Source organism: Azoarcus sp. CIB (genome assembly GCF_001190925.1).
Classification (GTDB): Bacteria; Pseudomonadota; Gammaproteobacteria; order Burkholderiales; family Rhodocyclaceae; genus Aromatoleum.
Window position 1 is genome coordinate 753,043 of the sequence record NZ_CP011072.1, and the last position, 11,572, is coordinate 764,614.

15 protein-coding genes are annotated in these 11,572 nt (G+C 66.4%); 12 read left to right on the forward strand and 3 right to left on the reverse strand.

Going from position 1 to position 11,572, the window contains the following annotated elements; translation table 11 throughout:
* Positions 1-50: 50 nt before the first annotated feature.
* Positions 51-1,121 carry a histidinol-phosphate transaminase gene (gene hisC / locus AzCIB_RS03265; RefSeq protein WP_050414571.1) on the reverse strand — a complete coding sequence of 357 codons (1,071 nt, stop codon included), beginning with the start codon at positions 1,119-1,121 and terminating at the stop codon, positions 51-53.
* A 149-nt stretch (positions 1,122-1,270) separates the two neighbouring features.
* On the opposite strand from hisC, the gene hisB reads away from it, so the two are divergent.
* From hisB to tatC, 10 genes are all read left to right on the forward strand, one after another.
* The gene (gene hisB, locus AzCIB_RS03270; RefSeq protein ID WP_050414572.1) at positions 1,271-1,858 is read left to right on the forward strand and encodes an imidazoleglycerol-phosphate dehydratase HisB; all 588 of its coding nucleotides are present in this window, start codon (positions 1,271-1,273) and stop codon (positions 1,856-1,858) included.
* A gap of 53 nt (positions 1,859-1,911) precedes the next feature.
* Positions 1,912-2,550, forward strand: coding sequence for an imidazole glycerol phosphate synthase subunit HisH (gene hisH, locus AzCIB_RS03275; RefSeq protein ID WP_050414573.1), 639 nt, complete (start codon positions 1,912-1,914; stop codon positions 2,548-2,550).
* A gap of 63 nt (positions 2,551-2,613) precedes the next feature.
* Positions 2,614-3,363: a 1-(5-phosphoribosyl)-5-[(5-phosphoribosylamino)methylideneamino]imidazole-4-carboxamide isomerase gene (gene hisA, locus AzCIB_RS03280; RefSeq protein ID WP_050414574.1), complete on the forward strand. Its 750-nt coding sequence runs from the start codon at positions 2,614-2,616 to the stop codon at positions 3,361-3,363.
* Complete coding sequence (gene hisF, locus AzCIB_RS03285; protein ID WP_050414575.1) at positions 3,363-4,121, forward strand: imidazole glycerol phosphate synthase subunit HisF; 759 nt, start codon at positions 3,363-3,365, stop codon at positions 4,119-4,121. Before hisA ends, hisF begins: the two co-directional genes overlap by 1 nt.
* Positions 4,118-4,519: a phosphoribosyl-AMP cyclohydrolase gene (gene hisI, locus AzCIB_RS03290; protein WP_050414576.1), complete on the forward strand. Its 402-nt coding sequence runs from the start codon at positions 4,118-4,120 to the stop codon at positions 4,517-4,519. Before hisF ends, hisI begins: the two co-directional genes overlap by 4 nt.
* Positions 4,516-4,842 (forward strand): phosphoribosyl-ATP diphosphatase, encoded by a 327-nt coding sequence (locus tag AzCIB_RS03295; protein WP_050414577.1) that lies wholly within the window; start codon positions 4,516-4,518, stop codon positions 4,840-4,842. The genes hisI and AzCIB_RS03295 overlap by 4 nt, the downstream gene beginning before the upstream one ends.
* Positions 4,843-4,849: 7 nt before the next feature.
* Positions 4,850-5,197, forward strand: a complete 348-nt coding sequence (locus AzCIB_RS03300) for a histidine triad nucleotide-binding protein (RefSeq protein WP_050418190.1) — start codon at positions 4,850-4,852, stop codon at positions 5,195-5,197.
* Between the two features lie 10 nt (positions 5,198-5,207).
* The gene (gene tatA, locus AzCIB_RS03305) at positions 5,208-5,432 is read left to right on the forward strand and encodes a Sec-independent protein translocase subunit TatA (protein WP_050414578.1); all 225 of its coding nucleotides are present in this window, start codon (positions 5,208-5,210) and stop codon (positions 5,430-5,432) included.
* A gap of 104 nt (positions 5,433-5,536) precedes the next feature.
* Positions 5,537-6,037 carry a Sec-independent protein translocase protein TatB gene (tatB, locus tag AzCIB_RS03310; protein ID WP_050414579.1) on the forward strand — a complete coding sequence of 167 codons (501 nt, stop codon included), beginning with the start codon at positions 5,537-5,539 and terminating at the stop codon, positions 6,035-6,037.
* On the forward strand, positions 6,034-6,795 hold the full coding sequence (tatC, locus tag AzCIB_RS03315) for a twin-arginine translocase subunit TatC (protein ID WP_050414580.1): 762 nt from the start codon (positions 6,034-6,036) through the stop codon (positions 6,793-6,795). Before tatB ends, tatC begins: the two co-directional genes overlap by 4 nt.
* An 18-nt stretch (positions 6,796-6,813) precedes the next feature.
* On the opposite strand, the gene AzCIB_RS03320 is transcribed toward tatC, so the two are convergent.
* Positions 6,814-7,977, reverse strand: coding sequence for a Do family serine endopeptidase (locus AzCIB_RS03320; protein ID WP_050414581.1), 1,164 nt, complete (start codon positions 7,975-7,977; stop codon positions 6,814-6,816).
* A 73-nt stretch (positions 7,978-8,050) separates the two neighbouring features.
* On the opposite strand from AzCIB_RS03320, the gene AzCIB_RS03325 reads away from it, so the two are divergent.
* Entirely contained in the window at positions 8,051-8,797 is a 747-nt protein-coding gene (locus AzCIB_RS03325; RefSeq protein ID WP_050414582.1) for a Nif3-like dinuclear metal center hexameric protein, read from the forward strand.
* Positions 8,798-8,831: 34 nt separating this feature from the next.
* Here AzCIB_RS03325 and AzCIB_RS03330 read toward each other — a convergent pair whose 3' ends face one another.
* On the reverse strand, positions 8,832-10,712 hold the full coding sequence (locus AzCIB_RS03330; RefSeq protein WP_050414583.1) for a type IV pilus assembly protein FimV: 1,881 nt from the start codon (positions 10,710-10,712) through the stop codon (positions 8,832-8,834).
* A 256-nt stretch (positions 10,713-10,968) separates the two neighbouring features.
* On the opposite strand from AzCIB_RS03330, the gene AzCIB_RS03335 reads away from it, so the two are divergent.
* On the forward strand, positions 10,969-11,523 hold the full coding sequence (locus tag AzCIB_RS03335) for a DUF2889 domain-containing protein (RefSeq protein WP_050414584.1): 555 nt from the start codon (positions 10,969-10,971) through the stop codon (positions 11,521-11,523).
* Positions 11,524-11,572 lie beyond the last annotated feature (49 nt).

Below are 11,572 nucleotides of genomic sequence, written 5' to 3' on the forward strand. Positions count from 1 at the left end.
GCGCGAAGCGAATCACGGAAGGGCGTCCCGGCGGGACGCCCTTCCTGCGTTTACGCGAGGATTTCGCGCAGCGCCCCGACCAGGGCACCGCATTGCTCGTCGGTCCCGACGGTGATGCGCAGGAACTGATCGATGCGCGGCTGGCGGAAGTGGCGCACGATGATCGCGCGCTTGCGCAGCTCGGCGGCGAGTTCCCCGGCGTCGCGCGTCGGGTGCGTCGCGAACACGAAGTTCGCCGCCGACGGCAGCACTTCGAAGCCCAGCGCGGACAGGTCGGAAACGAGCTGGCCGCGCGTGCGGATCACCGCTTGGCGCGTGTGTTCGAAATATTCCTCGTCCTCGATCGCCGCGACCGCGCCCACGATCGCCAGCCGATCCAGCGGGTAGGAATTGAAGCTGTCCTTCACGCGCACGAGCGCCTCGATCAGGTCCGGGTGGCCGATCGCGAAGCCCACGCGCAGGCCCGCAAGCGAGCGCGACTTGGACAAGGTCTGCACGACCAGCAGGTTCGGGTAGCGGGCCGTGAGCGCAATGGCCGACTCGCCGCCGAAGTCCACATAGGCCTCGTCGATGACGACCACGCACTGCGGATTGCCGGCGACGATGCGCTCGATCTCGGTGAGCGGCAGCAGGCGCCCCGTCGGCGCGTTCGGGTTCGGGAAGATGATGCCGCCCGCGGCCAAGTCGCCGGCAGGCAGGTAATCTTCGGGGCGGATCGCGAGGTTCGCATCGAGCGGCACCGTCTCGAAGTCGATCCCGTACAGCCCGCAATACACGGGATAGAAGCTGTACGAGATGTCTGGGAAGCGCAGCGGCCGATCGTGCTTCAGCAGCGCCAGGAAGGCGTGCGCGAGGACCTCGTCGGATCCGTTGCCGACGAACACTTCCTGCGTCGTGATGCCGTGGCGCGCGGCGATCGCGGCGCGCAGCCGTTCCGAGGTCGGGTCGGGATACAGGCGCAGCGCGTCGGACGCCTCGGCGCGGATCGCCTCGATCGCCTTCGGCGAGGGGCCGTACGGCTGCTCGTTGGTGTTGAGCTTGACCAGGTTGGCGATCTTGGGCTGTTCGCCCGGGACATAGGGGGTCAGGCCGTTGACGACGGCGCTCCAGTATTGGCTCATCGGCGGATCGGATGCAGGGTTGTCGGAGGGGCCCGCGCAGGCCAGGCGGCCGCTGCGGCCAGCATTGCGGCGGTACAGTCAGGCGATGGTATCATGCCGAAGAGTGACGTCCGTGCGCGTCCGAACCCTACATTTCGAAGCAGATCCTCATGCGGCAAGCCGAAGTAACTCGCGACACCCTGGAAACCCGGATCACGGTCCGCATCGACCTGGACGGCAGCGGCAAGGCCAGTCTCGCCACGGGCGTGCCCTTTTTCGATCACATGCTCGACCAGATCGCCCGTCATGGCGCGATCGATCTCGATATCAGGGCCGACGGCGACACCCACATCGACGACCACCATACCGTCGAGGACGTCGGCATCACCCTTGGACAGGCCTTCGCGAAGGCGCTCGGCGACAAGAAAGGGATCTTCCGCTACGGCCACGCCTACGTGCCGCTCGACGAGGCGCTGTCGCGCGTGGTCGTGGATTTCTCCGGCCGACCGGGGCTGCACTACTTCGTGAATTACACGCGTGCGCGCATCGGCAATTTCGATGTGGATCTCGCACGAGAATTCTTCCAGGGCTTCGTCAATCATGCCGGGGTGACCGTGCATATCGACAACCTGCGCGGCGACAATGCCCATCACCAGTGCGAGACCATTTTCAAGGCCTTCGGTCGCGCGTTGCGCATGGCAGCCCAGCGCGACGAGCGCGCCGCCGGCGTGATCCCCTCGACCAAGGGTGCCCTTTGAGTTTCCGCAAAACTCCCCGCCCAACCTTCTGATTTTCTGCGAGCGATTCCGCGATGAGCGACGTAGCCATCATCGACTACGGCATGGGCAACCTGCGTTCGGTTGCCAAGGCGGTCGAACACGTAGCCCCCGGCAAGACCGTGGTCGTGACCTCCGATCCCGCGGTGGTCGCGGCGGCCGGCCGGGTGGTGTTTCCGGGTCAGGGCGCGATGCCCGACTGCATGCGCGAACTGGATCTGCGCGGACTGCGCGCATCGGTGCTCGAGGCCGCCGCGTCCAAGCCCTTTCTCGGCATCTGCATCGGCGAACAGATGCTTTTCGGCCATAGCGAGGAGGGCGACGTGCCCGGTCTCGGCATCCTCCCCGGCAATGTCGTGCGCTTTCCCGATGCGAAGATGGTCGCGGCCGACGGCGCCCGCCTGAAGGTGCCGCACATGGGCTGGAACCGCGTGCAGCAGCGCATCGCACACCCGTTGTGGGAAGGCATTCCCGACGGCGAGCGCTTCTATTTCGTGCACAGCTATTTCGTCCGCCCCGACGAGCCTTCGCTGGTTGCGGCCGAAACCGACTACGGTTTGATGTTTACCAGTGCAGTCGCGCGGGATAACATCTTCGCGGTTCAGTTCCATCCCGAAAAGAGTGCGCAGGCAGGCCTGCGGATGCTTGCGAATTTCATTTCCTGGGCTCCCTGACGAACGCCGTCCGGACCCCGTCTGTAGCTCCCCTTCCACTCCTCTGATGCAACTCATCCCCGTATGCTGCTGATTCCCGCTATCGATCTGAAGGACGGCCATTGCGTCCGCCTCAAGCAGGGCGAAATGGACGACGCCACGGTGTTTTCCGAGGACCCGGCCGCGATGGCGCGGCACTGGATCAACCTCGGCGCACGCCGTCTGCACCTAGTCGACCTTAACGGCGCCTTCGCCGGCAAGCCGAAGAACGGGGCCGCGATCCGCGCGATCGCCGATGAAGTCGGCGACGACATCCCGGTCCAGCTCGGCGGCGGCATCCGCGATCTCGACACCATCGAGCACTACCTCGACAACGGCATCTCCTACGTCATCATCGGGACTGCCGCGGTGAAGAATCCGGGCTTCCTGCATGACGCGTGCGGCGCCTTCCCGGGTCACATCATTGTCGGCCTCGACGCCAAGGACGGCAAGGTCGCTGTCGACGGCTGGTCGAAGATGACGGGGCACGACGTCGTGGATCTCGCGAAGAAGTACGAGGACTATGGCGTGGAAGCCGTGATCTACACCGACATCGGTCGCGACGGCATGCTCTCGGGCGTGAACATCGAAGCGACCGTGCGCCTTGCGCAGGCGCTGCGCATTCCGGTCATCGCCAGCGGCGGCATCGCCACGCTGGCGGACATCGACGCGCTGTGCGCGGTCGAATCCGAAGGCATCGCCGGCGCGATCACCGGACGCGCGATCTACGAAGGCACGCTGGATTTCGCCGCCGCGCAGGCGCGCGCGGACGAACTCAGCGGCGAAACGGCCTGATGCTCGCCAAGCGCATCATCCCCTGCCTGGACGTGAATGCCGGGCGTGTGGTCAAGGGCGTCAATTTTCTCGAATTGCGCGACGCCGGTGATCCGGTCGAGATCGCGCGCCGCTACGACGAGCAGGGCGCCGACGAGATCACCTTCCTCGACATCACCGCGAGCTCCGACGCGCGTAACACGATCATCCACGTCGTCGAGCAGGTCGCCGAGCAGGTCTTCATCCCGCTGACGGTGGGCGGGGGCGTGCGCACGGTCGAGGATGTGCGGCGTCTGCTCAACGCCGGCGCCGACAAGGTCAGCATCAACACCGCCGCGGTGAATAACCCGCAGGTCGTCGCCGACGCTGCGGGCAAGGTCGGCAGCCAGTGCATCGTCGTCGCAATCGACGCCAAGCAGACGGCTCCCGGCAAGTGGGAAGTGTTCACGCACGGCGGGCGCAACAACACCGGACTCGACGCGATCGAGTGGGCGAAGAAGGTCGCCGCGCTTGGCGCCGGCGAAATCCTGCTCACCAGCATGGATCGCGACGGCACGAAGATCGGCTTCGATCTCGCGCTGACGCGCGCGGTCTCCGATGCCGTTCCGATCCCCGTGATCGCCAGCGGCGGCGTCGGCACCCTGGAACATCTGGCCGAAGGTGTGTCGGAAGGCCGCGCCGACGCCGTGCTCGCCGCGAGCATCTTCCATTTCGGCCAGCATACGGTGCGTGAGGCGAAGGAGCTGATGCGCAGCCGCGGCATCGAGGTACGACTGTGACCAACGCCAATTCAGCCCGCTGGCTCAACGAGATCCGCTGGGACGACCAGGGTCTCGTACCGGTGATCGCGCAGGAGGCTTCGACCGGCGACGTGCTGATGTTCGCCTGGATGAACCGCGACGCCCTGCAGCGCACCGCCGACACGGGCGAGGCGATTTACTGGTCGCGTTCGCGCCGCAAGCTCTGGCACAAGGGCGAGGAGTCCGGTCACGTGCAGAAGGTGCATGAGATCCGCATCGACTGCGACAACGACGTGGTGTTGCTGAAGGTTGAGCAGGTGGGCGGCATCGCCTGCCACACCGGCCGCCACAGCTGCTTTTTCCAGCGCTATCTGAGCGCGGGTTCGTGGGAGGCCGCGGACCCCGTGCTGAAGGATCCCAAGGATATCTACAAATGATCGACATCGAAGTGCTGCATCGCGTCGCCGCGACCCTCGCGGAGCGCAAGAAGGCCGACCCCGATTCCTCCTACGTGTCCAGCCTGTACGCCAAGGGCACCGATGCGATCTGCAAGAAGGTCGCCGAGGAGGCCGCCGAGACCATCATGGCGGCCAAGGACAAGGACATGCTGCACATCGTCTGGGAGGTCACCGACCTGTGGTTCCATTCGATGGTGCTGCTGTCGCATTTCGGCCTGTCGGTCGACGACGTGCTGGCTGAATTCCGGCGCCGCGAGGGTGTCTCAGGAATTGACGAGAAGAAGGCCCGCACAACGGCCTGAGGTGATGATGAGCGACTGCATCTTCTGCCGGATCGCGGCCGGCGAGATCCCCGCGAAGAAACTGTACGAGGACGAGCACGTGCTCGCGTTCCACGACATCAACCCGGTCGCGCCGGTGCATTTTCTCGTGATCCCGAAGCTGCATGTCGCGTCGATGGCGGAGCTCGGGCCCGAGCACGTCGAGGTGATGGGGCGGGTGATGACCACGGCGGCGCGGCTCGCGCGCGAAAACGGTTGCGGCGAAGGCTTCCGCACCATTATCAATACCGGAAGGGTGGGGCGGCAGGAAGTGTATCATCTGCACGTTCACGTCCTGGGTGGCCCGGATGTGCTTCCGGCCATGTTGAAGCGTTAAGGAGAGCAGTATGGGTTCATTCAGCATTTGGCATTGGCTGATCGTCCTGGTGATCGTGGTTTTGGTGTTCGGTACCAAGAAGCTGCGCAACATGGGCCAGGATCTCGGCGGCGCGGTGAAGGGTTTCAAGGACGGCATGAAGGAGTCGGAGAAGTCCGACGACGTGCAGCAGAAGATCGGCGGTGAAACCATCGACGCCCAGGCGCGGGAAAAGTCCGACAAGCTGCACTCCTGAGCCTGTCCGGGCGATGTCGGCGGCAAGGGGCGCGGCGTCAGTGCGCCCCTTCGTTTTGATGCCGTCACCGTACGCCCGGCCCGGCCGGCAAAGGCTTCTAATCCATGTTCGATCTAGGTTTTTCTGAACTCATCGTCATCGCGGTGGTGACGCTCATCGTCGTCGGGCCGGAGCGCCTGCCGAAGGTTGCGCGGACCGCGGGCCATCTCCTGGGGCGACTGCAGCGCTACGTCAGTGACGTCAAGTCGGACATCCAGCGCGAGATGCAACTCGAGGAGCTCAAGAAGTTGCAGCAGCAGGTCGAGCAGCAGGCGCGCGATCTCGAAACGTCGATGCGCGGGCAGGTCCAGAGCGTGGAGGCGGATCTTGCGCAGACCGCTGCCGAAGCGAAGAGCGGGCTCGACGGCCAGTCTGCACCGGAGGCTGCGGTGAGCGCAGTTCCCGTGGCGGAGGCCATGCCGGTCATCCCCGCCGCAATCCCGGCGGAGGTCGCGAACCTTCCGGACGCGCAGCCCGCCGAGCCGGTCGTCGATAACCGCCAGCTCGAACTTGGACTCGCTCCGGCTGCCGCGCCGCTCGCGAACACGACCACGGACAAAGCATGAGCGCTGTGCAGGAAACCTTCATTTCGCATCTCGTCGAGCTGCGTGACCGCTTGTTGCGCGCGATGCTGGCCGTGCTCGTCGTGTTCCTGTGCCTGATGCCCTGGGCGGGCGACGTCTACGATCTGCTGGCATTGCCGATGATGAAGACCCTCCCCGAGGGGACGCACATGATCGCAACCGGTGTGATCACGCCCTTCTTCGTGCCGGTCAAGGTGACGATGATGGCGGCCTTCGTGATCGCGCTTCCGGTCGTCCTCTATCAGGTCTGGGCCTTCGTCGCGCCCGGCCTGTACGCGCACGAAAGGCGGCTGGGCCTGCCGCTCGTGCTCGGCAGCACGATCCTGTTCGTGCTCGGGATGGCGTTCTGCTACTTCTTCGTGTTCGGCACCGTCTTCACGTTCATCGCCGAGTTTGCGCCGAAGAGCATCACGCCGGCGCCGGATATCGAGCAGTACCTGTCCTTCGTGATGACCATGTTCATCGCCTTCGGCCTGACCTTCGAGGTGCCGGTGGCGGTGATCCTGCTCGCCAAGACGGGCGTGGTCAGCGTGGCGAAACTGGCCGCGGCACGCCCCTATGTGATCGTCGGCGCCTTCGTCGTCGCCGCGGTCATTACGCCGCCGGACGTGGTGTCGCAATTGCTATTGGCGATCCCGATGTGCCTGCTCTACGAGGTGGGCGTGATCATTGCGCGCATTCTCGTCAAGGATCGGCCCGACGGCGGGGACGAGGCGCTCGAGCGCATCGAGAGCAACTAAGCCCTCGGCGGGCGGTGTTCAGCGCTGCACGGAGGGGGCCGGACGGCGCCCGATTTCCACCTTCAGATCGACTTCGCTGTCGGCCCGGCGCACGCGGAAATTCGCGCTGTGGCCCGGCATCAGGCCGGCGACCAGTTCCAGCATGCCTTTCGGGTCGTGGACCGGCTTGCCGTCGACGCCGATCAGGATGTCTCCCGGGCGGATGCCGGCGTGCTCGGCCGGGCTGTCGCGCAACACTCCGGCGATGAGGGCGCCTTCGGTGCCCCGAATGCCGAACGATTCGGCGAGTTCGGGCGTGATCTCCTGGATTTCGACGCCGATCCAGCCGCGCGTGACCTGGCCGGTCGCGATGATCTGCTCGAGCACGTCGCGCGCGGTCGACGCGGGGATCGCGAAGCCGATGCCGAGCGAACCGCCCGAGCGCGAATAGATCGCCGTGTTGATGCCGACGAGGTTGCCCTGGCTGTCGACCAGTGCGCCGCCCGAATTGCCCGGATTGATCGCCGCGTCGGTCTGGATGTAGTTCTCGAAGGTGTTGATGCCGAGCTGGCTGCGCTCGAGGGCCGAGACGATGCCCATCGTGACGGTCTGGCCGACGCCGAACGGGTTGCCGATGGCGAGGACGACGTCGCCGACCTGCAGCGCATCCTGTTTCGCGAAGGCGATCGCCGGCAGCTTGCCGTTGCCCTGCAGGCGGAGCACTGCGAGATCGGTCTCCGGGTCGCGGCCGACGAGGCGCGCGGGGAACTTGCGGCCGTCATTGAGTGCGATCTCGATCTCGTCGGCGCCCTCGATGACGTGATTGTTGGTCAGGACCAGTCCGTCCGGGCTCGCGATGACGCCCGAGCCCAGCCCCGATGCGCGCTGCGACGGCGCGTTGCCCTGCCGGTCACCGAAGAAATGGCGGAAGATTGGGTCGTCGAGCAGGGGGTGGCTCGGGCGCGCGATGTCCTTGGCCGTGTAGATATGGACGACGGCCGGCATCGAGCGTCGGGCTGCATCGGCATAGGAGTTCGGCGCCGGGACGGGCGCCGCGGAGCCGGCTTCGGGGGCCTCGAGGATGGAGACGACCGCGGCGGGGGCTGCGTTCTTGAACCATTCGGGCTTCAGGGTGTTCAGTACAAACAGGACCGCGACGCTCACCGTCACGGCCTGCGCGAAGATCAGCCACAGGCGGCGCATAATGTTGCTCGAATTGGGCAAGCGCTCGGTGTCGCGCTCGCCATGAGGCCCGGAAAACAGGAGTGGAGACCGCATGCAACTCGCCGAACTGCAAGCCCATCTGGATGAACTGCTGGAAGTCCCGCGGTTCCGGGATTATTCCCCAAACGGCCTGCAAGTGGAAGGACGCGCCGAGGTGCATCGCGTGCTGTGCGGCGTCACCGCGAGCCAGGCGCTGCTCGACCGTGCCGTGGAGGAGGGGGTCGATGCCGTCATCGTGCACCACGGCTGGTTCTGGCGCGGCGAGGACGGGCGCATCACGGGTATCCGCAAGCGCCGCATCGCGAGCCTGCTGCGTCATGACATCAGCCTGCTCGCATACCATCTGCCGCTCGACGCCCACCCGCAGTTGGGCAACAACGCGCAGCTTGCAGCGCTCGCGGGCTGGGTCGGCGAAGGGCGTTTCGGCGACCAGGATATCGCGTGGATCGGCCGGCCCGAACAGCGGGGGAGCGCCGCGCAGCTTGCGCGCTCCCTGGCTGCGCGGCTCGGGCGCGAGCCGTTGCTGGTCGGCGACGGCAGTCGGGAGGTGCGCCGCGTCGCGTGGTGTACGGGCGGCGCGCAGGGCTATTTCGAACAAGCGATCGCGGCGGGCGCAGATCTCTACGTGTCGGGGGAGATTTCCGAGCAGACGGTGCATCTCGCGCGCGAATCGGGCGTGCCCTACCTGGCCGCGGGGCACCATGCGACCGAGCGCTACGGCATCCACGCGCTGGCGCAATATCTGGAACAGACCTTCGGCATCGAGGCGCGCTTCGTCGATCTCGACAATCCGGTGTAGCGCGGGCTCGGGTCGGATCCGTGTCCGTTTCGGCTTATACGAGCTGGGGCGGCGTCGCGCGGGACGTGTCGCCGTCCGGGGGGGGCGGGGTGGTCTCGGGGCGATAGGGGCCGAGCTGGTCCTCGAGGAGCTGCTCGAGCAGCAGGATCTCGTCGATCACGCTGAGCGGGAAGCCTTCGCGCGTTCCGTCGCGATTGTCGCGCAGCAGATGTTCGAGGTAGGTCTGGCATTCGCGCGTGCCCCACATCTGCTGGACGTTTTTCGTCACGTGCCCCATCTGCTCCATCGAGTTCGTCGCCAGGCGCGCTTCGTCGAAACTCTCCCAGGTGACGGCCTTGACGTTGAAGGTCTTGTTGAGCTGTTTTGCGAGTGCGTCGAATTCCTCGCGCAGGTCGGCGGCGCGGTACACCTCCATGAGCTTGAGCCAGGGCGTGATCGCCTTCTTCGGATTCGAGGCGATGAACTCGGCGAGCGTGTCGGCTGCGCCGCGGATGCGGCCGAACCCCATCATGATTTCGGCGAGCTCGATGGCCGATTCGTGCTCTTCTGCGGATTCCTCGACCGCGACGGGAGAGATCGGGGCAATGGGGTCGATCGGCGCGAGCGATATCGGGTGCGCGAAAATGTCTTCCTCGGTCTCCCATCCGAGCGGTGAATGCTCGGGGGGGGGGCCGGATGCGGGCGTATCCGCGACTTCGGGCGGCAGCTCGGGGGCGGCTGGGGTGGCGCTCGTCACTCGGCTGGCGGTGACGACCGGACTGGCGGTGGCGGCCGAACTGGCGGCGGGGCGCCCCACCGGTTCGGTTCGCGGGGTCGACGGGCGGACGGCCGGCTTCTTCCTGTCCGGCGTGGGTCTGGGCGTCGGTTCCGCTTCGTCCGCGACGGGCGCGTTTTCGCGCCGCTTGCGGAGCCACGCGAGGGCGGCGGCGAGCGCGAGGGAGACGAATCCGACCGTCAGCGTGCCCTGTTTCCAGGCCTCGGCGACGCTGTGGTCGGGCTCCAGCGGTTGCGCCGTCGCCGGTGCCGGCGGTTCCGCCTCGGTCGGCTCCGCGACGGGGGTGACGCCGGATGCCGGCGCGGGCGTGCGGACATGCTCGGCCATCATGCGCGACTGCACGGCTTCGAGCTGCCGGATGCGTTCGTTCAGTTCGAGCTGGGCAACGATGGTCCGGTCGATCGCCATGATCACGGACTGCTCGCGGCGTAGCTGCTCGCGCTGGGCCTCGGTTGTTGCTTCGATGCGTGCGAGGCTGCCGAGCTGCGTGCTCAGACGCAGGCCGGCGCCGGAAATTTCCGATTCGCCGCCGCCGACTTGCAGTCGGTCGCGCCCGCTGGCTGACGGAGCTGTGGCACGGCCTGGCGCGGCGGTGGAGGTCGCTGTCGGCGTATCGGCGGCGGGGGTGGCGCGGCGGTAGTAACGGGGGCGGCGCGGCGCTTCCTGCGGAGGGGCGTCGGCAACCGTGCTGCCGGATTGTTGCGGGGGCTGCGTGCCCGCGGATTCGTCGGCGACGGCGGCGGTGTCGGGGAAGGCCAGCAGTACCGTGTACTCGCGGCGCAGGCGGCTGTCGCAGAGGTCCTCGATGGCGAAGCGCAGCGCGGGATCGAAACTCGGCAGGCGGTGCGAGAGCACGAGCCGCGCCTTCGGTCCTCGCCCCGCGATGTCGAGGCGTGCATTGCGCACCCGCGGCAGGCCGTCGGATGCTGCCGGCAGCGCCGCAAGGCGAAGGCACTCGCCGAATTGCGCCGGGTCGCCCTGGAGGATGGGGATCTCGATCTTGAGGGGTTCGCCGATCTTCGACAGGGGTACGGGTTCGCCGAGAACGAAGGCGCCGGACGGCGTCGGCGCGAACGCCAGCAGCGCCGCCAGAAGCAGGGGCGCGTAATCCCTCGGGTGCAGGCACTGCTGTTTTGTCATCGTCCGTTCTTATGCTGGCGAGAGCCCGGGCGTAAAGTCATATCTTGTATCAAATCTTTGCGGAGCATTGTAACGAATTTGCATTCTCGCTGCCCGCCGAAAGCCGGAGATTTTACCCCGAGCGTATGACATCCGGTAATTTAGGTGCGCTGGCGGGTGGAAGACGTCGCCGTGTGGCCGGAATGGGCGCGTCGCCGCGCGGCCATCGTCCCGATTCGCGGTAACATGCGGTTTTCCATACGTTGCCGTACGTCCGATGCCGCTCTCTCCTCCCAAGTGCGCACGCAGTCCGGCGCATCTGCGCCAGATCACGGTCGAGGGTTTTCGCCGCGACGATGGCCTGCTGGAGCTCGAGGCCTGCCTGCGCGACACGAAGGCCGTCGATTATCCGCTCGCGTCCGGGGTGCGACGCGCCGGCGATCCCGTGCACGAGATGCGCGTGCGCATCACGATCGACGAGGCGTTCAACATCGTCGATGCCGAGGCATGTTCCGATCGTGTCCCCTATGTGGGCGAATGCGACACGATCGGGCCCGCCTACGGGCGGCTGGTCGGGCTCAACCTGATCCGTGGCTTTCGACGCAACGTCGGAGAGATGTTCGCCGACGTGCGCGGATGCTCGCACGTGACCGAGCTGCTGATGAGTCTGCCGACAGCGGCGGTGCAGACTTTCGCGACTTACCGGCGCGACAACGAGGACACCGTCGAGAAGCCCTTCCAGCTCGACCGGTGCCACGCATTGGAGAGTTCGCGCGAGACGGTGCGCCGCTATTACCCGAAGTGGTACCGCAAGCCCGCAGCCGACGAGTAGCGGCGGCCCGCCGCGCGGTCGGACGGTTCGCGCGGGTGTTGCGATTCTG